Annotated in this window: 19 protein-coding genes and 1 tRNA gene; 10 read left to right on the forward strand and 10 right to left on the reverse strand. The window is 49.6% G+C overall.

All coding sequences use genetic code 11. From position 1 onward, the window contains the following. Positions 1 to 32: 32 nt before the first annotated feature. Positions 33 to 530: a hypothetical protein gene (locus B2633_RS16145; RefSeq protein WP_483171717.1), complete on the reverse strand. Its 498-nt coding sequence runs from the start codon at positions 528 to 530 to the stop codon at positions 33 to 35. 300 nt (positions 531 to 830) lie between these two features. On the opposite strand from B2633_RS16145, the gene B2633_RS16150 reads away from it, so the two are divergent. Then, positions 831 to 1,643: a hypothetical protein gene (locus B2633_RS16150; protein ID WP_483171718.1), complete on the forward strand. Its 813-nt coding sequence runs from the start codon at positions 831 to 833 to the stop codon at positions 1,641 to 1,643. Between the two features lie 440 nt (positions 1,644 to 2,083). Beyond that, positions 2,084 to 2,536 (forward strand): tyrosine-type recombinase/integrase, encoded by a 453-nt coding sequence (locus B2633_RS16155; RefSeq protein ID WP_483171719.1) that lies wholly within the window; start codon positions 2,084 to 2,086, stop codon positions 2,534 to 2,536. A gap of 214 nt (positions 2,537 to 2,750) precedes the next feature. On the opposite strand, the gene B2633_RS16160 is transcribed toward B2633_RS16155, so the two are convergent. From B2633_RS16160 to B2633_RS16175, 4 genes are all read right to left on the reverse strand, one after another. After that, positions 2,751 to 2,825, reverse strand: a tRNA-Arg gene (locus B2633_RS16160). An 82-nt stretch (positions 2,826 to 2,907) separates the two neighbouring features. Beyond that, on the reverse strand, positions 2,908 to 4,305 hold the full coding sequence (locus tag B2633_RS16165) for an MFS transporter (protein WP_483171720.1): 1,398 nt from the start codon (positions 4,303 to 4,305) through the stop codon (positions 2,908 to 2,910). A 137-nt stretch (positions 4,306 to 4,442) separates the two neighbouring features. After that, entirely contained in the window at positions 4,443 to 5,393 is a 951-nt protein-coding gene (gene spoIIP / locus B2633_RS16170; protein ID WP_483171721.1) for a stage II sporulation protein P, read from the reverse strand. A gap of 116 nt (positions 5,394 to 5,509) precedes the next feature. Further along, on the reverse strand, positions 5,510 to 6,793 hold the full coding sequence (locus tag B2633_RS16175; RefSeq protein ID WP_483171722.1) for an adenosylhomocysteinase: 1,284 nt from the start codon (positions 6,791 to 6,793) through the stop codon (positions 5,510 to 5,512). 526 nt (positions 6,794 to 7,319) lie between these two features. Between B2633_RS16175 and B2633_RS16180 the strand changes: the two genes are divergently transcribed. The 5 genes from B2633_RS16180 to B2633_RS16200 all read left to right on the forward strand — a co-directional run bounded on the left by B2633_RS16180 (position 7,320) and on the right by B2633_RS16200 (position 15,159). Then, positions 7,320 to 8,660: a nitrogenase component 1 gene (locus tag B2633_RS16180; RefSeq protein WP_483171723.1), complete on the forward strand. Its 1,341-nt coding sequence runs from the start codon at positions 7,320 to 7,322 to the stop codon at positions 8,658 to 8,660. Positions 8,661 to 8,675: 15 nt separating this feature from the next. Further along, positions 8,676 to 10,199, forward strand: a complete 1,524-nt coding sequence (locus tag B2633_RS16185) for a nitrogenase component 1 (RefSeq protein ID WP_483171724.1) — start codon at positions 8,676 to 8,678, stop codon at positions 10,197 to 10,199. 60 nt (positions 10,200 to 10,259) lie between these two features. After that, positions 10,260 to 11,372, forward strand: coding sequence for an ABC transporter substrate-binding protein (locus tag B2633_RS16190; RefSeq protein WP_483171725.1), 1,113 nt, complete (start codon positions 10,260 to 10,262; stop codon positions 11,370 to 11,372). Between the two features lie 83 nt (positions 11,373 to 11,455). Further along, positions 11,456 to 13,894: a heavy metal translocating P-type ATPase gene (locus B2633_RS16195; RefSeq protein WP_483171726.1), complete on the forward strand. Its 2,439-nt coding sequence runs from the start codon at positions 11,456 to 11,458 to the stop codon at positions 13,892 to 13,894. A gap of 41 nt (positions 13,895 to 13,935) precedes the next feature. Continuing rightward, positions 13,936 to 15,159, forward strand: a complete 1,224-nt coding sequence (locus tag B2633_RS16200; RefSeq protein WP_483171727.1) for a sulfite exporter TauE/SafE family protein — start codon at positions 13,936 to 13,938, stop codon at positions 15,157 to 15,159. Positions 15,160 to 15,183: 24 nt separating this feature from the next. Here the strand turns inward: B2633_RS16200 and B2633_RS16205 are convergent, their stop codons facing one another. Together B2633_RS16205 and B2633_RS16210 are read right to left on the reverse strand one after the other, a co-directional pair. Then, positions 15,184 to 16,002: a TIGR03915 family putative DNA repair protein gene (locus B2633_RS16205; RefSeq protein ID WP_483171728.1), complete on the reverse strand. Its 819-nt coding sequence runs from the start codon at positions 16,000 to 16,002 to the stop codon at positions 15,184 to 15,186. Between the two features lie 28 nt (positions 16,003 to 16,030). Next, positions 16,031 to 17,260, reverse strand: a complete 1,230-nt coding sequence (locus tag B2633_RS16210) for a putative DNA modification/repair radical SAM protein (protein ID WP_483171729.1) — start codon at positions 17,258 to 17,260, stop codon at positions 16,031 to 16,033. A gap of 427 nt (positions 17,261 to 17,687) precedes the next feature. Between B2633_RS16210 and B2633_RS16215 the strand changes: the two genes are divergently transcribed. Beyond that, positions 17,688 to 18,125: a cupin domain-containing protein gene (locus B2633_RS16215; RefSeq protein ID WP_483171730.1), complete on the forward strand. Its 438-nt coding sequence runs from the start codon at positions 17,688 to 17,690 to the stop codon at positions 18,123 to 18,125. A 127-nt stretch (positions 18,126 to 18,252) separates the two neighbouring features. Continuing rightward, entirely contained in the window at positions 18,253 to 19,368 is a 1,116-nt protein-coding gene (locus B2633_RS16220; RefSeq protein ID WP_483171731.1) for a RuBisCO large subunit C-terminal-like domain-containing protein, read from the forward strand. 88 nt (positions 19,369 to 19,456) lie between these two features. Here B2633_RS16220 and B2633_RS16225 read toward each other — a convergent pair whose 3' ends face one another. Beyond that, entirely contained in the window at positions 19,457 to 20,020 is a 564-nt protein-coding gene (locus B2633_RS16225; RefSeq protein ID WP_483171732.1) for an ATPase, read from the reverse strand. Then, entirely contained in the window at positions 20,013 to 20,360 is a 348-nt protein-coding gene (locus B2633_RS16230; protein WP_483171733.1) for a type II toxin-antitoxin system RelB/DinJ family antitoxin, read from the reverse strand. Before B2633_RS16230 ends, B2633_RS16225 begins: the two co-directional genes overlap by 8 nt. Positions 20,361 to 20,784: 424 nt before the next feature. On the opposite strand from B2633_RS16230, the gene B2633_RS16235 reads away from it, so the two are divergent. After that, a complete protein-coding gene (locus B2633_RS16235) occupies positions 20,785 to 21,474 on the forward strand; it encodes a B3/B4 domain-containing protein (protein ID WP_483171734.1) in 690 nt (229 codons plus the stop codon). Positions 21,475 to 21,740: 266 nt separating this feature from the next. Here the strand turns inward: B2633_RS16235 and B2633_RS16240 are convergent, their stop codons facing one another. Continuing rightward, the gene (locus B2633_RS16240; protein WP_483171735.1) at positions 21,741 to 22,607 is read right to left on the reverse strand and encodes a tRNA 2-thiocytidine biosynthesis TtcA family protein; all 867 of its coding nucleotides are present in this window, start codon (positions 22,605 to 22,607) and stop codon (positions 21,741 to 21,743) included. Positions 22,608 to 23,048 lie beyond the last annotated feature (441 nt).

Raw genomic sequence — 23,048 nt, forward strand, 5'->3', positions numbered from 1 at the left:
GAACACGGTGTTCCCCTCTTGCAACGCCTATTTTATGGGATAAAAATAGCCTCGGATACCGAAGATTGCGAATCATAATCTCCTGAATCTTGGGAGTTATGAACTCCCCTTACCCGATAATATCCTGCTTCTACAGGGATATAGGATGAGCCGCTGACAGAAGACCGATTATAGTCACTGTAAGTTCGATGCGTGACATCTACCCACCTAGAGCCATTCCAACATTGTAAATAGATTCTGGCATCCAGATATTCTACAGTTCCATAGGTATCGGTTTGTCCCATAATGGCAACAGTCCTATTTTTGCCATCCGCTATCCCACAGATCCATTTTTTTATCAGTAGCGCTCCGGCTTTGTCCGTACCCTCATGAACGTTGACGATGATGCTCTGGTGGGCTTCACGAGACATTGTTTCCTGTGGAGGTGGGGCTAGGACTTCTCCAGCCCATGCAGAGCCCGAACCAACAAAACATAAAGCAAATACCATAAGCAATAGACAAGTAGCGGATAACCTCATTCTTTTTTTCATGAACGTTCCACCTTTCAATAATTTATTAATAAGACTATTCAAAGTACGAAAAGGTTGACTAAATATAAAAGAATTGTCAACCTTTTCCACCCCTTGACAGTCTTCTTGTTAAGATTGTGAAAGGCGGTGAAAAATATGTGCAACTCACCATAACTTCAGGGTCCCTTCTTAATTAGTTGCCCCTAACCGCCTTGCTGGTTTAAGTGGCACTTTCACGATTGCAGGAGTTGTTTATTGGGCATGTAAAAAATATTATCATTTTACCCCGCGTATTATGACCTAAAAAAAGGAGTATGATTTATGCAGAGAAAATTATATATACTTGGTTTAACATGTTTACTCGTATTTGGTTTTTCTTTTTATTATTCAGATCAATCGTTAGCTTTTGATATGGGCCTTGAACGACATAACATGACTCCATATGAAATAGAATTAATTGATAATATATTAGACATAAGTTCAGGTCAAAGGCATGATAGTGTTGTATTACAAAAGAATATCGAATTAGGTAAGAAACAGGCGGAAGCTGCAGAACAAAATTTTATTGAAATGGCTATTAGAGATACAATAAATGGAACTATCGAAGAAATACCAAGGTCAACCTTACGATCCTCATGGTTTCTAACTGGCTTGAATACATATAAATCTTGTGGTGGCCACGGACTTGGAACCAGTGACAGTTATTGGGCATCGGATTTAAGGAATAGGAACGGTTCACTTGTAGGGATAAATGGTTATAGATGGGCTAAAGGTTGGGGAACTACTTCATTTACCGCCCCGAGTACCGGAAACTATTCAGTAACAGCCAACTATAGAATAACTGGCAACATATGGGGTGGAAATTTGAATGTAAAGATACAGTTCATTGATGTAAATGACAATCGCACAAAAGAACAAAATTATTTGGATTTGGATTACGGATACTATGATAATGTACCTCAAGAACAAACCCGAGATTTCTATTTGGAGGGAGGTCATACTTATACTGTAGTATTTCAAGTAGCAACAGAAGCAACTGCTTCTGTGGGTCAAGAGATGGCAGATTTTTTAAATACGGAGCTTGATGGAACACAGCGAAATGTTGATTTTGAATGGTTAGAAATAACTAATTAAGGGGATTTGGTGTGTTATCTTATGATATAATTCTCATTATTGCCGCAGCTGTAAGTATAATGTACTATTATCATATTGCTTCTTCATCAAAAAAGTATTTTCAAATAACAATTCAATTATTCTTGATTGGTATTATACTTTGGATTAGCCCGAACATTGGGAATTATCTTAACTATTCTCCCTTAAAAATTGCTGGTTTAATTTTGTTCGTCTGTGGTATAAGCATTTTGATCATAGAGGGTTTTTTTCTCGGGCTACGTGGCAAGAAGTAAGTTGGGAATTACAAGTGCAGGATTGGAAATCGGGATAAGTCGGCTTCCAATCCTGTATTATCTTTCTATACTCTTTTTTCCCTTTGCCATCAATGAGATAGGTCTCAAAGGAATCAAGGCAGTATCTGGCAACGCAAAAGCGATGGTAGATGGGTCGCACAGTATCCAATGCCTCAGCCTAAGCCAATCGTTAAGTATTGCAAATCAGAAGAAGAGGCGGTTGCCGCGCTCCATGATTTAGTTGTTGCTGCCAAAACAGATACTTACGTGGCTCCCAATGATTTAACCCTCAGTCAATATCTGCGCGATTGGATGGTCGAAAACATAGAGGGGACTGTAAGTAAAAACTGGTATGCTCGAAAAATGAATATGATTAAAGTGCATATCGATCCGGATATTGGACAGAAAGCAATCCAGAAGATCATCACCAGAGACATCAAGGAATTCTACAAAAAGCTGGCTAGGTCTGGAAATAAGAGCAAGCATCCGAAACGAGACGGCGATAAGGTAGTTGAGTACGGCTTGGCTCCCGGAAGCATTCGGCATATTCACAACATCTTGAAGCCGGCTTTTCTCCAAGCTGTTGAAGATGGGATAATCGGGCATAAAAAAATCCGATGAAAAAAGTTAAGGCATTTTCTACTTGCCAAACACATAATGGAACCATCAGAAGAGAAACCCAAATTGACGCTGGTTAATAATGGCAAAGTTATTCCTCAAGAAAAGTCGCAAGAAATACGAATTATGTGATCGAGACAAAAAGACTTCTGTCAAAACTTCTGTCAAATCAAAAAAATAGCACTTTCAGTTAGGATGAAAGTGCCTATTTTTCTTATGGTACGCCTGAGAGGAATCGAACCTCCGCACCCGGCTCCGGAGGCCGGTGCTCTATCCACTGAGCTACAGGCGCATAATGCATTACTGATTATAGCAGAATTAGATAGCCAGGTCAAAGGGCAACCTCTGCAAAGCGCTGCAGCCTGGCATGAGGATCAAGAGTCCCGGGCCGTAGCGGTTTTTTCCGGGGCTTCCCGCAGCGCCCCGGTGAGCAATGAAATCAAGAGGCCGGTCAGACTGAGCCCTGCAGCAAACAGGTAAACCCGGTGCGAGGCCATTACATAGGCCTGTTCATAGGGCAGACTCAACTGGTTAACGGCTAAGAACCAGGTGAACAGGCTGGCCGATAAGGCTATGCCCATGGCAAAGCCGAAGTTGCGGATGGTGGCGATAAATCCCCCGGTGTAACCGGCTTTGGTTTTGGGAACCGAGCCCAGAATAGAACTGTTGTTGGGTGAACCGAAACATCCCATCCCGATGCCGTAAATTACCAATCCGCTAATTATATGCAGCGGGCCGGTCGCGGTGTTCATCAAGCTGAACACCGCAAAGGCGATGCTGGCCAAGAGATAGGAAATGGAGGTTAAACGGGCCGGACCGATGCGGTCGGACAGACTCCCCGCCAGTGGTGCGGTGACGGCCAGGCATATGGGCGGTATGGTCATAAACAGACCGGATTGGGCCGGAGAGTAGCCTAATAATCCCTCCAAATAAAACGGCAGCAGGAAGAACATGAAGGTCTGCACCATGTAGACGATGAACCCCATTATATTGCCGAACAGAAACGCCTTTATCTTAAACAATCCCAGATCCAGCATGGACCGGGGATTGCCCCTTTCATACCAGTAAAAGCCCAGGAGCAGAACCAGTCCCAGAACAAACAGCCGCCATTCAATGCTGACTGCGGTCGCCATTGATAGTACCAGAATTATCGCGGCTGACCCGAAAAGCAAGATGCCGATGGGGTCGAATCCCTTATCTGTCTCGCCGGGGGCTTGCTGGGGAAGATATCGCCAGGCCAGATAGAAGGCCATAACGCCGATGGGGACATTTATCCAGAAGATAACGGGCCAGGCGAAGCGGGCTACCAGAAAACCACCCAGGGCTGGACCGGCCATATTGCCGATGCCGACTACACTGCCGGTAAAGCCCAGAGCCTTACCCCGCTCTTCAGGAGGGAAGCTGTTGGATACGATGCCGATTCCGGTAGCCATGAGCATACTGGCCCCCAGGGCTTGAAATACCCGGGCTGCTATCAAACTGTAGAGCGTATCGGACATTCCGCAAAATAACGAACCCAGGGTGAAACCTAAAAAACCGGCTGTGTAAATCTTGTTGCTGCCGATCCTATCGCCCAGGTTGCCGAGAAACAGGAGGGTAGCAGTGACAGCCAGCATATAAGCGGTCACCACCCATTGGATTTGCTGTAGATCGACCCCGAGGCTGCGGGCAATGGTGGGATTGGCGATATTTAATATGCTCCCATCGAGGGTGGCCATAAAGATGCCCAGACAGACAATGGTTAGAACCTGCCATTTCGGTGCGATTTTCAAAAACTCACCCTTCCCCGGTATCCTCAGGCTAAAAATAGTAGCCTGCAACTTTTATTATTATATAATATCGGTTCCGGGAAAGAAGCAATCTGCCCAAATAATGGCTTTAAACCAGTGATGTCCGGATGAGATGACGGCTAACGGTTGCGCAGGACCGCGATCAAGGCATCGCCCATCGCCGTTACGGCCCGTTCTGCGGACAACAGGTAGTTCCCGTGAGTGCCCACCTCCAGAAGCAGGGCGGTGGGATAAAGATCCTGATTATAGTTCCCGCGTCCGATGAAGATGCCCCTCAAAAGCCCGGGATACAGGGAATCAGCCGCCGCCTTGACCTGCAGGGCATAATTCAGATTGGTTTGGAAATTGGGATTGGACCGTCCCATAACAATCATTACCCGTGCACAGGGGATGCCGTTAATGGTAGTTTGATAAGCCGACGCCGGGGCTGCATCGCGGTGTATGTCAAAGGCCGCATCAGGCCCCTCAGCCAAGAGCTGAGTGGCAGTTCGACGGGAGCGATGGTAGGCGTTGATATCATGGGGGTTGTGATTGTTCAGGCTATGAGTGACGCTGATGCCATTGAGTTTAAAAGTATCCGCCAGTTTTGCTCCGATTTGATACACGTCTCCATTTCCGGGTTTGGAAGCGGTACCCGAAGTAGGTACATATGATTCGTCACTGTGAGTGTGGTAAATCACCACATGAATGTCCTGGGGCGGGGTTTGCACCGGTATGCTGGGCCCCAGGACCGGCTGAGCGGCAAGGCTGTCAGGTTTCAGCATTGACTTCAAAGGCGAGTTATCGGCGGTCTTAAGGGCAGCCCAGGCCTGGTCTCTTTCCACCCTGGTCACCTGATAATGCTGATTCTGGTCGCTGATCCATATGTCGTCGACCTGAATGGGGACGCCGGTTTCCAGAATTACATTGCCGGCTTCATCGCGCACGGTGTAGTAGGAAGGGGTGCTCTGATTATCCCCCAGGGGTTTGGACTGGGGAGCATTGATAAGATTCATCAGATAAGCACCTGCCAGTATTATGAGCAGGATTGCGAAAAATACCCATAAATACCGTTTAGCCGTTGTTTCCATAACAAAACCGCCTTTCCTCAATAGCATTAACTATTATGTCTGAAAGGCGGTTTAGATATGCAAAAAAACAATCATTCCATCAAGCCTGAGATGGTGCCTGATCAGCAATTATCCTATCACAGGTTGGTGTCCCAATCAGCCAGATACGCCTTCTGCTCCGGGCTTAAGGCGTCTATGTCCACACCTGCGGCCTCCAGCTTCAGCATGGCCACGCGCTGGTCGATGGCTGCGGGGACGTTATAGACGTGACAGCCTAATTCTTGCCGGTTTTGCAGCAGATGGACCAGTGACATGGCCTGCAGAGAGAAGCTCAAATCCATGACCTCGGCGGGATGTCCGTCCCCTGCGGCCAGGTTTACCAGTCTTCCTTCGGCCAGGAGATATAAACGGCGGCCGTCATTGAGTTCAAATTCTTCGATATTATTCTTCAAGAGCCGCCGGGCAACAGACAGGGAATCAAGGTCGGGTTTGGAAATCTCCACGTCAAAATGGCCTGCATTGGCCATGATAGCCCCATCCTTCATGTTTTGCATATGTTCCCTGCGGATTACATTGACATTGCCGGTGACAGTGATGAAAATATCCCCTAAACGGGCGGCTTCCAGCATAGGCATGACCTGAAAACCATCCATAATGGCCTCGTTGGCCTTGATGGGGTCTATCTCGGTGATGATCACTTTAGCCCCCATGCCCAGAGCGCGCATTGACACTCCTTTGCCACACCATCCATACCCGGCTACAACCACATTCTTTCCGGCCACCACCAGGTTGGTGGTGCGGTTGATTCCGTCCCAAACCGATTGCCCGGTTCCGTAGCGGTTGTCGAAGAGATACTTCATATAGGCGTCATTGACTGCTATAACCGGGAAGAGCAGGGCGTTGTCCCGATCCATGGAACGCAGCCGCACGATGCCGGTGGTGGTTTCCTCACAGGCCCCGATAACGGTCTGGGCCTGTTCACGCCGTTCTTTGTGCAGCAGTGTCACCAAATCGGCGCCGTCGTCTATTACGGCGTCTGGTTGGGCGTCCAGGGCCAGACCCAGAAAGCGCTGGTATTCTGGTATGGATTCACCGTGAATGGCGAAAACGGTAATGCCGCTGTCGACCAAAGCGGCTACCACATCATCCTGAGTGGAAAGGGGGTTGCTGGCACAGGCTACTACGTTGGCGCCGGCAGTTTGCAGGGTTTGCAGCAAATAACCGGTTTTGGCTTCCAGATGCAGGCAGCAGGTCACGGTTTTGCCTGCCAGGGGGCGAGATTGCCCGTATTCATGGTTGAGACGGGTCAAAACCGGCATGCGGCCCTGCACCCATTCCAGTTTGCGATAGCCGTCCGCCGCCAGATTGATATCTTTTATGATTGATTGTTGTGCGAGACTGAATTCTTTAGTCATGTCCATTGCTCATCCTCCTGTGTAATTATAACACGAGCCAACGGTGGTATTGCGAGAATTGGACTTTGAGGTTCCATATTCTTATAGCCGGGTTGATTTGGCGGCTTTATTCAGACCGCGATAAACATTGCCATGCAGGCCCGGGCCTGGTGATGACAGTTAATTTTATCATAATATAGTATTCCCGCCCGGTGCTGATTTGGGTGGGAATAAATTATCAAGCTGCGTTATATTGAGCGGATTGATGTGCAAGCCAAAACAGCGCTTTGGAGGAGGCTTTCTACGCCATAGTTTGCCTGAGATATCCGTTAGGTATATTTGTCGAAACAAAATTTGCTTGGGGTTCTTAAATCGAGGTCAAAAACTATTGACAAAGGTTTTATGGTGCAGTAAATTATTATTAATCATATAGGAATAATTTAATATAGAATAGCCGACTAGAAAACTGGAGGCCGTATTCGCTTTGTGAATGTGGCCTCTATTTTTTATGGGTCACAAAAAGATGATCAATGCTTCATGGGGAGGTAGCACGATGAGTAAATTTGTGGAGCGGCCCCGGTATGTTTGCTCTCTGGGAGGGGCGGTAGGAACCATTAAAGTATTGCCGCGCACCGTGCCTATTCTACACGCCGCCACCGGCTGCGGCGGGAATGTGGCCACGGCCCTGAACCAGGCGGCGGGATATATGGGCAGCGGGTACTGCGCGGGCCAGGCCTTACCCAGCACCAATACATCCGAGCGGGAGATCGTTTTCGGCGGGGAAGAAAGGCTCAGCGAACAAATCGCCAATACCATCAAGCTGGTGGACGGAGACCTGTATTTTGTAATTACCGGATGCATGGTGGATATGATCGGAGACAACATCCATAATTCCATTAAGCAGTTTAATGGAGGGAAGGCCCGGGTCATCGGCGCTGAAACCGGAGGATTCCGGGGGAATTACTATAAAGGCTATGAAATCGTACTGAAGACTCTGTTTCAGGACTTTGTGGAGAAGAATCCGGCCAAAGACAAGGGGCTGGTGAATTTGTGGGGAGTGGTTCCCATTCAGGATGTATTCTGGAAAGGCAATCTCACCCTTATCAAAGACCTGCTGGTAAAACTGGGCTACCGGGTGAACACCTTTTTCGGAGAGGGAGAGACACTGGAAGACTTGCAAAATTCCGCGGCGGCTGCTTTAAACATTGTGGTGTCCGATACTTTTGGCGTGGAAGCCGCCCAGGTTTTTGAAGAAGTGCACAGTGTTCCCTACATTACCGTGCCATTTCCCATCGGCGATCATGGCAGCCAAAGATTTTTGCGGGCCATAGGAAACGCCTTGGGCATTGAAAAAGCTTTTGTAGAGAAGGTGATCAAGGAAGAACAGGCTCGCTATTACAGCTACTTCGAAAGAATCGCGGACGTTTACAGCGATCTCGATTTGCAGCGCTATGCGGTGGTAGTGGGCGATTCCAATTACACCCAGGCCCTGGCCAGGTTTCTGGCCGATGATTTGGGATGGCTGCCGGGCCTGGCGGTCGTAACGGATTTTCTGGATGATGAGCAAAAAGATACAGTAAGGGGTCAATTTAACGGCTATGAATCAGGGATTGAAGCTGAAGTGGTATTCGATACCGACGCTTCCAATGTGGGGAAGTATATTGCCCGGCATTGGGGGCAAAGCAGGGGGCAGCGGTATTTTGAAGGCTTCAACCCGGGGTTTATTCTGGGCAGCGCTATTGACAGGGATATTGCGGAAAAGCTGGGGGTCCCGCAGTTAACCGTGACCTATCCCATATCCAACCGGGTGGTGCTGGACCGGGGGTATGCGGGATATAGCGGGGCTTTGAGATTGACCGAAGATATCCTGAGCGTTCTGGTGGGAAATAGATAAAGGAGGGTGCCAAAGATGGATTACATCAAGGAAAAAACGCCGCCCATTCGTGAAGAGCGATTAGGAGCGTGCATGGCCTTTGGAGGATCATGCTGCGATATTTCAAATCAATCCAAGAAAGGATGTCTGTTCAACAACAACCGTACCTTCTCCCAAAGCCAGGGCTGCCAGCTAACCCTCAGCCTGGCTATCTTGAATACTATCAGAGATTCGGTCATCATCGTTCACAGCCCGATCGGGTGCGGCGCCAACCTGGTGGCCCAGGCGGGGGTGTCCAAAGGATACCAGAAGCTGAGGGATCCCAATGCTTTCGGCCTGCGCTGGATCAATACCAATCTTGATGAAGTGGATGTGATCAATGGCGGGGAAGAGAAGCTCCGGTCGGCTATTTTGTACGCGGACCGGGAATACCGGCCCAGCGCCATTATTGTTATGAATAGCTGCGTTCCGGCCCTGATCGGCGATGATATCGACACGCTTATAGAGGAATTGCAGCAGCAGGTGGCGGCCAGAATCGTTCCCGTGCACTGCGAAGGATTCAAAACCAGGATACAGGCCACGGCTTATGACGCGGTTTATCACGGCATATTGAGGACTCTGGTGGGGATAGAAGAGGAGGAAGCAGATCCCGTCATTATTGACGAACTCGAGGAGTTAAAGAAAAGATACCGCATCAGCCGCACGGTCAATGTCCTCAATGTTTCATCCATGAGCCGCAGCGACGAGCAAGGATTGGTGAAGCTGCTGCAGTCGCTGGATCTCAACGTAAGGATACTGCCCTGCTATGCCCATCCCGATGACTTTGAGGACTCCTTCGAAGCAGCCCTGAATGTCAGCATATGCGCCACCCACGACGATTATTTTGTGGAGCATATGAAATCAAAATACGGGGTTCCCTTTATTTTGAGGACCATTCCCATCGGCATTGCCAACACCAATAAGTGGCTGCTGGATATAGCCCGGTTTTTCGGGATGGAGGAGCAGGCGCAAAAGTTGATCGACAGCGAGGTCCGGGAATTAAATCAGGCTTTGGCTCCTTATCGCCAGTTTCTGCAAGGCAAAACCGCTTTTCTGGGCGGCGGTGAAATCAGGATCATCACCACCGCGGAATTGCTCCACAGTCTGGGCATGGAGGTCCTGGGCCTGCGCGGCTTTCACTTTGACCGCTACGGGGAAGGCCTGTTGGAGGAGTTGATGGCGGAAATCCCGGAAAGCGAGAAAGCCATCATCAACATTGGAACCGGCCAGCCTTTCGAGCAGGCCAACCTTTTATCCAGGTATAAACCGGATGTGTTTGTGGGCCATCCGGGGGGCAATGGCTGGGCCAATAAACAGGGTATACCGGTCTTCCCCTTGTTCGGTCAGGCCTACGATTATATGGGTTATGTGGGCGTTTACGAGGTGGCCCGCAGGCTCACGCGAACCCTTAAAAACACCAGTTACAGCCAGAACCTGGTTAAACATGTCAGGTTGCCCTATCGCCAGGACTGGTATGCCGAAGATCCTTTTGCCTATATAAAACAGGATCTGGCGCTGTAAACGGGGGAGTCAGGGAGAGTCTCCTTTCGGCAGGGAATTTACAAATAAGGAAGGTATTTCATGCTCAAATGGGTGCGCGAAGCAAACCAGCGTTTATTAAGCTATTATTTCATCATTCTGTTTTTTGTTTTATGGCAGGCGGCGCCGCTGGCGGGCTGGGCCAATCCGAAGTTTATTCCGCCTCTGTCCCGGGTGCTGGAGGAGGGATGGAAGCTTATTTTGAACGGGAAACTGCAGCTAGTCAGTTCAACCCGGACCGACTTGATAGAATTGAAAGTGCCCACGTATAAAATTTGCGCTTCCACGGTCTGGGTGGTGGCCGACAAAAAAGGATTCCTGGAAAAAGAAGGCATCAAGCTGGTTTATACCGGCGAACTGATTTCCAGTCAGATTCTTCCCTCCGTATTAAACGGAAATAATGATGTAGCCACCGCCCAGCCTAATTTGCTGGCCATTGCCAAAGCGGGCGGGGCTCAGGTGACGGCGGTGGCCAGAAACCAGGTGGAGCCGTCACCGGAAGTGGACCCCATATTTCGGCATATGAGGTGGTATGTAAGACCCGAAACCGGGATCAGATCCATCTCGGACCTGAAAAACTATAAAGCCGGGGAAAAGATCAAGACCAACGGGACCGTCAACAGCTGCAACCAGTTTCTTTTCAATACCCTGCTGGATAAGGACGGCGTACCCCGAGACAGGATCGAATGGGTTACCTTTACCAACGATATAGCAGTCATCCAGTCAACCAGTCAGGGCATTCTGGATGTGGCCCAGGTGCACCCGCCCTACTATAAATCGGCTGAGGACGCCGGCCTTATCTTAATCGCCGATTCCACCGATACGGATCTGGGAGAAGCGGCCGGGGCCAGCCTCTACTACTTCCGGAACGATTTTATCAAGAACAATCCGGAAACGGTTGAAAAGTTTGTCAAAGGAATCGTAGCCGCCCAGAGATGGAGCAACGAAAATCCGGAAGAAGCCATTCAGCTGACCGCGGAATGGATCAATGTCCCGGTTACGGGAGTGCATTATTTTGCCACAAGCTCAGAAATCAAGGAAAGCGATATTACGCCCTGGCTCAAAGATCTGGAGAACAGCGGCGCGCTTAAACCGGGGCAGGTCAAAGCTACGGATCTCATAACCCGCCAATTCGAAAAAGTATCCCTGAATTAGAGGGGCCGCCCGGGAGAAAAAGCAGGTGCTGCCCTAACGCCTGACAGCGAGCGGACGATGTTCCTGATCATCGCCTCAGACAGTTGCAGGCGAATCGTTCAGGCATCATAAAGGCAGGCAGGGGGGAAGGAAAACTGGCCTTCCCTCCGCCCTCCCGCCTGCCATGGCAATGGGGAAGAGAACCCCCGCCTTCCGCTGCCCGGAGGCGGCTGGGAGCAAGTGAGGTCTTTATGGTGGAAAACGCTACGATAAAAATATACGGCATGACTTGCACGCTGTGCTCGGCGATCATAGAAGCCGGAGTGGAAAAACTGGCCGGCGTGGAAAAAGTCAATGTCAGTTATGCAGCGGAAAAAGCGGCCCTGCAATACGACCCGTCAGCCGTTGAACTGGGCGAAATCAAAAAAACCATTGAAAAATTAGGATTTTTCGTTGAAGAAGGCGAACTGGCCGATTCTGGCAGCGGGTTGGACCGCAGTACCCGAGAAAGAAATAAACTGAAAAAGCAGTTTATCGTCTCGGCCATTTTGAGTTCTCCCTTGCTGCTGGCTATGATTTTGGGGGGCTTGGGATTTTGCCATGATACTTTCGATCCTTACAACCAGACTGCCTGGGGTCTCTTTGTCGAGAGTTTAAGAGTAAAAACCGCCGGCCTTCATAAATGGGAGCTTCAACTGGCCCTGGCTACCCCGGTGCAATTTATTATGGGCTTTAATTTTTACAGGAATGCTTTCTACTCTGTAAAGCTGAGGAAGGCGACTATGGATGTGCTAGTAGTGCTGGGAACCACTGCCGCCTATTTCTACAGTCTTTATGTATCGCTTTTTGAGACAACGCTGTATTATTTCGGCATGAAAAATATATATTTTGAAGCTTCGGCGACGATTATAACCCTTATTCTGCTGGGGAATTATTTGGAGGCTCTGGCCCGGGGAAGAACCTCTACAGCCATACAAACCCTGATAGGGTTGAGGCCTAAAACCGCCAGAGTCATAAAGGGTGACAGTGAAATCGATATTCCCATCGATGAAGTGGCAGTCGGGGATATTATTATTGTCCGGCCGGGGGAAAAAATTCCGGTGGACGCCGTTGTGCTGGAGGGGTACTCCAGCGTGGATGAATCCATGCTGACCGGAGAGAGTGTTCCGGTGGACAAACAAGTTAATGATTTTGTCACCGGGGCTTCCATAAACAAGCATGGCGCCTTAAAAATAAAAGCTCTCAAGGTAGGCAATGAAACCGTTTTAGCCCACATCATCAAGCTGGTTGAAGACGCCCAGTCCAGTAAAGCGCCTATCCAAAGAATCGCCGACCAGGTAGCGGGGGTTTTTGTTCCGGTAGTTATTCTGGCTTCCCTGGCCACCTTCTGCATCTGGTTTTTCTTTATTTATAGCGCACAAGTATTCCTGATTGACAAGGCCATCGTAGCTGCCGTATCGGTTCTGGTCATATCCTGCCCCTGCGCTCTGGGCCTGGCCACCCCCACCGCCATCATGGTGGGAATGGGGAAGGGAGCCCAAAACGGGATCTTAATAAAAAACGGTGAAGTACTGGAGAATGTATGCAAAATAAATACGGTCCTGCTGGACAAAACAGGCACCATTACCACTGGTAAACTGGCGGTAAGTGATCTGCTTTTGATTGCCGGGGACGATGAGGAATTTAGTGAAAGCAGCATCTGGGAAATCGCTGCTATGGCGGAAAAAAAATCGGAGCATCCCCTAGGAACCGCCATATACCAAAAATATAAGCGCTTCTTCTCCCGGGAGGCCGCAGAGTCCCGGCGCTTTGAAGCTATTCCCGGTCAGGGCATTTATGCGCAGGGCCTGGGAAGGACCGTTTTAATCGGCACCCGGAAGTTGATGGAAGATCGCGGCGTAGCCATAGATCATGCCAAGAACCTGCTTATCCCTTTGCAAAATGCAGGCAAGACCTTCAGTTATGTGGCTGTCGACGGAAAACTGACCGCCATTATAGCCTTTACGGATGAAATTCGGGCCCATTCCCAGGAAGCGGTGGCCCGGATGAGCAAAATGGGGCTGGAAGTGTATATGCTGACCGGCGACAATACCCAAACCGCCATGGCCATCGCCGAGCGGGTGGGCATAAAAAATGTTCTGGCGGAAGTATTGCCGGATAAAAAGGCACAAGCCGTTGAAAGTCTTAAAAAACAGGGGAAAAAGGTGGCTATGGTCGGAGACGGGATCAACGACGCCCCGGCCCTGGCGGCGGCGGATATCGGCATAGCGGTGGGAACCGGAACGGATGTGGCCATTGAAACCGGCGATATTGTACTGTTAAAAGATGATTTAACGGCGGTTCCGGCTGCAATTCAACTGTCTTTTGCTACCATGCGCACCATCAAGCAGAACCTGTTTTGGGCGTTTATTTACAATATTATCGGCATCCCCATCGCCGCCGCCGGGTATTTGAATCCAGTCGTAGCCGCGGCCGCCATGGCCTTAAGCTCTATATCGGTGCTGTTAAACTCCCTGCGCCTCAAAGGTTTTAGATTGAATTGACGACCCTGCATTCAGCCGGGGTGACTTATGGAGGTGGTTTTATGTCTGACGAAATGGGCTATGAAGTAGAAAGCGGGCATGGCGGAGTCGATCCCCAACCGGGCGGCAGTTGGAGAATGGTGAGAAGGTTGTTGGCCGGGGTGGTGGTTCTGGCCGGGCTCTATTTTGTTTTGCAGCGCTGGCTTCATTTCGATCTCTGGCAGTTTTTGAAAGATTTGTATATGCTGAAATACTTTTCCCAGCTGGGGAAAGACGCCAGCTATGGCCTGTTGTTTGCATTGGGCGTACTGACCTCTTTTCACTGCATCGGCATGTGCGGCGGCATCACCCTTTCCCAGACCGTTCGCTATAAACAAGATGATATACAGAAATCCTATGCCTGGCTGCTGCCCGCAGTGAAATACAACGGAGGAAGAGTCATCGCTTACACCCTGGTGGGAGCCGTGGTGGGCGGACTGGGGCAGGTGATCAGCTTTTCCGGCGTATGGAAAGGCATCATCCCCTTGCTGGGCGGCCTTTTTATGATTGTTATGGGGATTCATTTGCTGGATATTTTTCCTTTTTTACGCAGACTCACGATCCCCATGCCCAAATTCGCCGCCCGCAAGGTGCTGGCCAATCAAGATCACGGCCCCTTTTACATTGGCTTGCTGACCGGGCTCATGCCCTGCGGGCCTTTGCAGATTGTTCAATTATATGCTTTGAGTACGCGCAGTGTGGTTTTCGGTGCCCTGTCCATGTTCGTCTTTTCCCTGGGAACCGTCCCCTTGTTATTCTCCCTGGGCGCGGTCAATTCTTTGGTGAATAAAAACAGGATCAATGCCATCCTCAAAGCCAGTGCGGCACTGGTGGTGGTTCTGGGCCTGGTCATGGTGGGGAGGGGATTGTCCCTGTCAGGCGTTATGATACACCTACCCTCTATATTGCATTCGCAAAGCATCACGGTCGAGGGAGAAGCGGCTGTAGCCAGGATCGAGGGTCCTGTTCAAACTGTGACCATATCCCTGAAGCCAGACCGCTTTGTACCCCTGGTGGTGCAAAAAGGAATTCCGGTCCACTGGATCATTCAGGTGGACGCCGAAAATCTAAACGAATGCAATAAGGCCATTCATATTCCCAAGTTTGCCATCGACCGGGAATTTTCTCCGGGCCAGAACCTGGTGGAATTTACCCCCCTGGAAAGCGGGGAATTCGTTTATACTTGCTGGATGGGGATGATCAAAAGCAAAATCATAGTAGTGGACGACCTGGCAGTTGGTTTTTAAGGTTGCTGGTCGACAACCCCCTTTTTATTCACGCCGTATCAAAGGCAATGCAGCATTTTCCGCAAGGCGGAAACCATTCCGGCTTGCTTGAAATTCGACCAGGTGCTGGCGATAGCGATGGGGGATGAACTGGGCTTGCAGGCGGGGATTGCGCCGGGAATTGATGCTGATTTCAGTAAAATAAAGCTTCCAAAGCTCCTGGTAGCCGTCTTCTTCCGGCAGGAAGGATGCCGGGACAGTGTCTAAATCAATCAGATACCACCGGCGTTGCGGGTACGGCTTTTTTTCGGGGCTGGTTTGCCCGTCGTAAACAATGGCCCCATTTCTTTTTTGGTCGTGAATGACCCAGCGTTCGCCGGCCAGGCGTTCCGCGAAATGATCGGCGATCAGGGGAAGAATATCATGATCGGGAGCCAGGCTGGCGTATAAAAACTTACCCTGGTCGGCGAAGCGCAGCAATCCTAAGAAACGGTGAACTTCCCGGGTGACCTGGCAGGCTATTTTATGCAACGGATGGACCTGGGGATGAGAATGGTAAAAATCTATTTTGGAACCCATGCGAAAGCCTAAACGGAGATAGTTTAGAATGATGTTCTCTTTGCCGGGGCAGGAAGAAAGGAAAGCATAATAGACCCGGGCCAAAGCAGCCTCCGATATTTTTTCCTCTATGGCCTTGTATACCCGGGCGGCATAATCGGGATTGCTGCACACCAGTCCGCTCTCGACCAACAGGGAGGGCTGGTAAGATTCCCGGGCATAGATGCCGTCCGCGGCTTCCTGGTAATAATGATAATAAATACAGGTCAAAAGGCCGTCAAAGCTGCCGTCGTATAAATAATCCACAGCCTTCCTCCTTTATGCAGAATAAAAATTAAAACAGGGTCAACTGCTGCGCCGATGGAGCCGGGGGAAGGATGCTGCGGCGAATTGTTAACGGATCAAAGGGCCGGCTGCCGGCATAAACCCCTTTGCAGGTGATGAAATGCCGGGCTCGTTTGTAAGCCACGCCCAGGGTTTTTAACTGGTCAGCGGAAAGGGCCGCCAGGCGCCGCTGGGTCAGGATGCGCCAGGCTGACTTGAGCCCGATGCCTGGAACCCGGAGCAATTCTTCGTAAGCAGCCCGGTTGATTTCCAGAGGGAAAAATTCCGGGTGGCGCAGCGCCCAGGCCATTTTGGGATCTATTTCGGTCTCCAGCTGAGGGTGGACCGGATCGACGATCTCCTCGACTTGAAAATGATAGTAGCGCAGCAGCCAGTCCGACTGGTAAAGGCGGTGCTCCCGCAAAAGCGGCGGGGCGGTGGCCAGGGCCGGCAGATGGGAGTCTTGATTGACCGGAACATAGGCCGAAAAATATACGCGCTTCAGGCCGAAAGCCCGGTACAGGGCCTGGGTAGTATGCAGGATAGTCAGGTCGCTGTCCTGGCTGGCCCCGACAATCATCTGGGTGGATTGACCGGCGGGTGCAAATCTGGGAGCATGACGAAATCGTTTGCGCTCCTCCTTATGGATCAGGATTTGATCCCGGACCTGCTGCATGGGTGTATAGAGCATAGGGAGGGACTTTTGCGGCGCCAGGAGGCGCAGGCTTTGTTCGCTGGGCTGTTCTATATTGACGCTCATGCGGTCGGCCAGCAGTCCGGCCTGCTGGATCAGGACCGGGTCGGCGCCGGGGATGATTTTTACATGGATATAACCGTGAAATTCATATTCCTGGCGGAGCAAGGTCAGGATCCGGACCATCTTTTCCATGGTATGGTGGGGTGAAACCTCCACCGCCGCGCTGAGAAACAGGCCTTCGATATAATTGCGCCGGTAGAACTGAAGGGTCAGATCGGCAATTTCCCGGGCGGTAAAGCTGGCCCGGGGTATGTTGTTGGAGCGGCGGTTCACGCAGTAACGGCAGTCGTAAATGCAGTCATTGCTGACCAGGACCTTCAATAAAGAAATGCAGCGCCCGTCGTCGGACCAGGAATGGCAGATGCCGAAGGATTTGGCGTTGCCTATTCCGCCTTCATTTTTCCGGGACACCCCGCTGGAAGCGCAGGCAACATCGTACCTGGCGGCGCCGGTTAAAATGGCCAGCTTGGCCATGGTATCCATATGACTCACCCCACAAGACATTTTTTACGTTTAGCTTTAGGCCGGATATCTTGCCCCGGGCATAAGCAGAGGCAAAGCCTTCCGAGAACATATGTTCTTGAAGATGATTTCAGTATACCATATAAAACGACTTAAGCAAACATATGTTCTAATCATCCTCAAAGGAGAAAATTATGACAGCCGCATTTCAAACAAATACAGCCGTTTGCCGCTCATTGACAGAGGCTTTTAAATTCTATATACTCAAAGATGAGTAAACATACATAAATACTAGGCATTAACCGGGGAGCGGTTCTGAATATCGCAGTAAAGACAGGCAAGGTTCTTTATTTTCGTCTGCAAGGCAGGAGTTTAAGCAATTCCCGCTAATAGAAATAATACCAGGGATGTCATAAGGCATCACAGAAAATCGGAGAGGGGAAAGGATATGCTGATCCGGCATTTGCGAGACTATCAATGGGAAAACATTGCGGTTCTTCCTTATAAGGAGGAAGGCCATCATTATAAACGCATCACGAAGCAGATTCTATCTGAAGAGCTGGCGGATATTCCCTGTCAACTACGCTATTTTGAAATTGCCCCGGAAGGATATTCCACATTAGAACATCATGAACATGCCCATCTGGTCATCATTTTTAGAGGAGCAGGGGAGGCCCTTGTAGGCGACAAGGTTTTTCCCGTGCAGGAAAAAGACGTCATAACCATCCCGGCTCATACCTGGCACCAATTTCGGGCCAGCCAAGGGACGCCTTTTGGCTTTCTTTGCCTGGTCAACGTTGAGCGCGACAAGCCGGTTCTGCCGTCGCCGGAAGATATGGAACGCTTGCGCCGGGACCCTGATGTAGCCGCATTTATAAGGAGTTGAATTTAGTGAAGCCAGAGCGCAGTTTCGGGTTTGATACGCGTATGGCGCATGCCGGCCACAAATGGGCTAGAGTTAGCCTTTATCCATATTGTCCCGGCCACATTAAATTCCAGCGGAGGCATTGATTATGGAAAGATTCTCTATCGTATATCGTTTGGCGGGAAGCGAAACCGATGCCTATAGCAAGGCCGAAGATATCTGCCTGGAGCAGACCGTGGAATTCCCGGGGGAATTGGTGCCCGAGGGGGTTATCCGGGAGCATATCGTGGGACGGATAGAAGATTTCCAACCGGAGGCAGCGGACAGCTACAGAGTCACGGTCAGCTTTGCGATAGAAACCGCCGCCCGGGAACTGACCCAGCTTTTAAACGTGATCTTTGGCAACATCAGCATCAAGCCCGGTTATCGGGTAGAAGAAATCAGATTGCCCGAATCCATAACTAAAGCTTACCGGGGACCCAGATTCGGCAAGAGGGGATTGAGAGAGCGGTTGAATGTGGCTGAGCGTCCTTTGCTTTTTTCGGCTCTCAAGCCCATGGGGCTGTCTGCTGAGGACTTGGCCCGCCTGGCCTATCAGCTGGCCCTGGGAGGGATAGACATCATCAAAGACGACCACGGCCTCACCAACCAGGACTATGCCCCTTTTCACGAAAGAGTTCAACTCTGTGCCCGAGCCGTAGAACGCGCCAACCGGGAAACCGGACAACAGTGTATCTATGTAGCCAACGTTACCGCACCTTATGGTGAAGTGGCTCAACGCGCCAGCTTTGCCCGGGACTGTGGCGCCGGGGGGCTGTTGGTCGCACCCGGCCTGGTGGGATTTGACACCATGCGCAGCCTGGCGGAGGATGACAGACTGGGTCTGCCTATTTTCAGTCATCCCGCTCTGCTGGGAAGCTATGTTTTAAGTCCGCAGCATGGCCTCTCTCATTTCGCTTTATTCGGACAAATCACACGCCTGGCCGGAGCCGACGGAAGCATCTATCCCAATTTTGGCGGGCGTTTTTCTTTCAGCCGGGAAGAGTGCAGAAGCATTGTTCAGGGAACCTCGGTTTCCATGGGGCATCTGAAAACAATTTTTCCCTGTCCCGGCGGAGGGATGAGCATCGGCAGCATACCCGACATGATCCGGGTATATGGCTCAGATGTTATTTTCCTGGTAGGCGGAGGACTGTTCAAACACGGACCCGATATCGTGGAGAACTGCAGGTATTTTCGCAGCCTGGTGGAGGGAGTTTCCTGATGCCCTGTCAAGCTGCGAAATGTCTGACTCGATAATCCACACCGATAGGGAGCTTGATAAATATCCGGGCTGGATATTCTCGGATTCCTTATAATCCCAGTAGTTTTCGCAGCGCGGATTCGGGCCAATGGCTGTTTGGAAAAACTTCAGAATATGCGTTTTCTTTGCTGAAAATCAAGGAAGGTATATCTGTGTTGTCATAAACCAGAATCTTGTCGCATACATGAATCAGTTGCGGCAGAAGAGCCAGCGCACGATGATAGCGCGCCCGGATTTTGTCCTCCGGCACATTATGACCGCCGGCTGCATAACGCGCCCTGACCCGGGCAACATTTATATTCTCGTCGCAAGTCAGGATATAAACACATTGTATTTCATATCCGAGTGCTTTGGCTTTTTGTAATAATAATAGATTTCTTTCAGTGGATAAAACTGTTTCAAATGAAAAATCGACACCGCTGTTGAGAAGTTTATTGCGAAGCGACTCAGCATGCTGGGCGGCTTCAAGGTCGGTTATATCGTACTCCTTTTTCAGGTCGTCTGCGTTGATATAGGTTCCAAAGACCGGAAGCCTGCGCGTTACTGTGGTCTTCCCCGAACCGTTCGGTCCCGCGAAAGCCAGTACGGCAGGTTTGCGCAAGTTGTCAGCCATTGACATATTCCCGCGTCCCATTGGCAAATTCTAAATATGCCCGCTTTGTATCTGTGTCATATCGCGCCACCGGTAATCCTTTTCGCTGATTCTCCGCGACCTCGCTCTGGACGGCAGTTTTAAACGCGTTTGTGATGTCGCCCGAAGAGTAGCCGGAACCGAAACCGGAGTTTTTTACACTGATGGGAAAAGGAATGGCTGCTTCATCGACCGCCTTGCGCAGAAAAATGTTGAGCGCTGTGCTCATATTCATACCCAAGCGGTCAAACAAGCTTTCGGCACGTTCTTTCAGGTCTTTGTCAACACGGATTGTCACCCGCACGTCGTTTTGGGCTTTCATAGCCGTTGTCTCCTTTCAGTGCTTTACATCCATATATATTATACGCGGCGCAAGGGAAAAAGTCGACCGATACACATCCATTGTATGTACAATGTCTGTCTATTATACTTGTATATGCCGCTAAACAATGTCAATCAGCGTCACGGGCAATGCACAGTGCTTTTCATTGATGTTAGCGGTTTTAATAGAAAGTGGTAGCGGACGACGAAGAAAACGGCGTTGACATACGTAAGTAAACGCTATATACTCAGGTATATAAGTAAACATATTTATTTACTTGCATATAATTGCTTTTATTTAAGGTTGACCGGAAAAACTGGAGGCTTGGTTGCATTTTCAATATGCAGACCGGTCTTTTTTTGTCATTGTAAGGGAGTTTAGCGTCTCCATATCGCCTTAAGAATTATACTCCGGGAGAAGAACAATGAATGATTGCAAAATAACTTTTGACGTAGATGATGAAGTTCTCGCGTTGGGGCTGACGGTGGCAGCCATTGTTGTACAGGGAATCGATAACCAGAAAAGCACGCCCGAGTTCGATGCATTTTTTGAGCGGGAGACCAGGCAGGTGCTGCAGGATTTATCCCTTGAAAATATCAAAAGAGATCCTTTGCTGCAGGGCTTTCGCCAGCTGCATGAACGGGCCGGATGCTCCAACCGAAAAACGATTGCTGCCTCCGAGAACCTGCTGAAGTTTCTGTTGAAGACCGGACATTTGCCGCGCGTGAATTTGCTGGTTGATATTTACAATTTAGTATCATTGACCAGCCGTCTGGCGCTGGGGGCCCATGATGTCAGATCTATTGGCGGAAATGTCCGCCTCAGAATGACAAACGGTCAGGAGAGTTTTTGGCCTATCGGCAGCCGGGAGCCTGCTTTGGTCAAACCCGGCGAGTATGCTTATATTGACGATAATAACGATATTATCTGCAGACTTGAAGTTCGACAGGTGGAAAAAACCAAAGTAACCTTGCATACGAAGGAATGCTTCTATATCATACAAGGAAACCCGGCGGTCACTTCTGATGACCTGAAAGCTGCCACCGAGAACCTGATAGAACTGACCCGCAGGTTCTGCGGCGGAGAAGAACGCATTCTTTATAAGCCCTGGTAGTTTATGGGCATGAGGGCACGGCGCCGGCCTTGGGGATTGCGTTTCCGCCGCCTGTGATTTATCGGGCCTGATAAAAGGCCCACCCGGTTTCATCTAAGTATTCTACCGGCGCCCGTATCATGCAAGTCGTATTTTACTTGGAATGATTGTTGTTTAAACCAGTTGGGAAAAAAGCCGGTTAAACCTTAAAAAAGAATGGAGGGTATATAGGGTCTGGTCATTAGATAGACGCTTATAAGGGGGGTATTGCATGAAAGTGGTGGGTATTATTCTTGATCGTAATAATCCAGGTACGAGTATTCCTGCCCATCCTTTTGCCACCCGAGAATACATTCCAGATGCACATTTTGCCCTGCTTTCATAATCAGTTTGTCCACATTTTTGATTTTCTTCTTTAGCTCCTGAATGAGCGTTTTTATTTCATAGCGCTTATTGCCGGTTTTTTCAGCCGCCACCATGCAGGCGCAATTCAAAGGCATTATTCCGCTTTCATTGATGAATTTCTCGATGAACTTTTCTTCCACGTAATAAAGAGGCCGGATTAATTCCAAGTTTGAAAAATTCTGGGCTTTTAATTTGGGCAGCATGGTTTTGAAGCAGCCGGCGTAAAACATATTTAACAGCGTGGTTTCAATGACATCGTTAAAATGATGACCCAGTGCCAGTTTATTGCATCCCAATTCCTGAGCCTTGGCATAGAGAACACCGCGGCGCATTTTGGCGCACATGTAGCAGGGATAATCCTGGGCAATCTTATCTACAACCTTGAAGATATCGGATTCAAAAAGATGAATCGGGATATTCAACTGCCGGCAGTTGTTTATCAATAGCTGCCGGATATCTTTATGATAGCCCGGATCCATGGCGATAAACTCCAATTCGAAATTTCTTATGCCGTGGCAATGCAGCTCTTGAAATAATTTAGCCATCAGGGTGCTGTCTTTGCCCCCCGAAACCGCTACCGCGATTTTATCCCCATCCGCAATTAAATGAAAATCTTTGATGGCTTTTATAAATTTTGACCATACAGGCTTTCTATATTTTTTAATGATGCTTCGTTCAATTTCCGGAAGTGCCGCCATCACTGCTGCTGACTCCCGTGTTTCACAGCCGCTTCCCGCTATTCTGTTCATCATTTTGCCTCGCTGTCAGGGGAACTTTTCCCATCGATTTTTGAAGATGTTTCTCTTATCCTATTATTTCAAAATAGTATAAACCATTTTTTCTGTTTTAACAGCCCTTGGCTTCCGCTTATTGCTGTTCAATTCTTCCAGGGTACCGGAGAGGGGGTTGACGGGTAGAAAGGTTAGCGAAGCAGTTCGCTGGCGGCGAGCCGTTCCGGGAGGAAAGGTCCTATAATTTTAGCGGCAGGTTCCCGGGGAAAGCAACGGGGCTCACTCGCAGGGGCCGGTCATTTATATGCGGTATGCTTAGATTGAGCAAGCGCGGACGATGCTATATACAAAGGTACCACAACATTTATATGCTATATGCTTGGATTGAGCAGCCGCATGATCTCCCCGTAAATATCTGCAACGTCGGGCAGTTTGCCTTTGCCTATTGTACCGAAGGCC

Source organism: Syntrophomonas sp. UBA1041, assembly GCF_002316705.1.
Classification (GTDB): domain Bacteria; phylum Bacillota; class Syntrophomonadia; order Syntrophomonadales; family Syntrophomonadaceae; genus DTU019.

Coding starts and splice junctions, on each gene's coding strand:
- B2633_RS16145 (WP_483171717.1), bottom strand. CDS start 530: ATGAAAAAAAGAATGAGGTTATCCGCTACTTGTCTATTGCTTATGGTA.
- B2633_RS16150 (WP_483171718.1), top strand. CDS start 831: ATGCAGAGAAAATTATATATACTTGGTTTAACATGTTTACTCGTATTT.
- B2633_RS16155 (WP_483171719.1), top strand. CDS start 2,084: ATGCCTCAGCCTAAGCCAATCGTTAAGTATTGCAAATCAGAAGAAGAG.
- spoIIP (WP_483171721.1), bottom strand. CDS start 5,393: ATGGAAACAACGGCTAAACGGTATTTATGGGTATTTTTCGCAATCCTG.
- B2633_RS16175 (WP_483171722.1), bottom strand. CDS start 6,793: ATGGACATGACTAAAGAATTCAGTCTCGCACAACAATCAATCATAAAA.
- B2633_RS16180 (WP_483171723.1), top strand. CDS start 7,320: ATGAGTAAATTTGTGGAGCGGCCCCGGTATGTTTGCTCTCTGGGAGGG.
- B2633_RS16185 (WP_483171724.1), top strand. CDS start 8,676: ATGGATTACATCAAGGAAAAAACGCCGCCCATTCGTGAAGAGCGATTA.
- B2633_RS16190 (WP_483171725.1), top strand. CDS start 10,260: ATGCTCAAATGGGTGCGCGAAGCAAACCAGCGTTTATTAAGCTATTAT.
- B2633_RS16200 (WP_483171727.1), top strand. CDS start 13,936: ATGTCTGACGAAATGGGCTATGAAGTAGAAAGCGGGCATGGCGGAGTC.
- B2633_RS16210 (WP_483171729.1), bottom strand. CDS start 17,260: ATGGATACCATGGCCAAGCTGGCCATTTTAACCGGCGCCGCCAGGTAC.
- B2633_RS16215 (WP_483171730.1), top strand. CDS start 17,688: ATGCTGATCCGGCATTTGCGAGACTATCAATGGGAAAACATTGCGGTT.
- B2633_RS16220 (WP_483171731.1), top strand. CDS start 18,253: ATGGAAAGATTCTCTATCGTATATCGTTTGGCGGGAAGCGAAACCGAT.
- B2633_RS16225 (WP_483171732.1), bottom strand. CDS start 20,020: ATGGCTGACAACTTGCGCAAACCTGCCGTACTGGCTTTCGCGGGACCG.
- B2633_RS16230 (WP_483171733.1), bottom strand. CDS start 20,360: ATGAAAGCCCAAAACGACGTGCGGGTGACAATCCGTGTTGACAAAGAC.
- B2633_RS16235 (WP_483171734.1), top strand. CDS start 20,785: ATGAATGATTGCAAAATAACTTTTGACGTAGATGATGAAGTTCTCGCG.
- B2633_RS16240 (WP_483171735.1), bottom strand. CDS start 22,607: ATGAACAGAATAGCGGGAAGCGGCTGTGAAACACGGGAGTCAGCAGCA.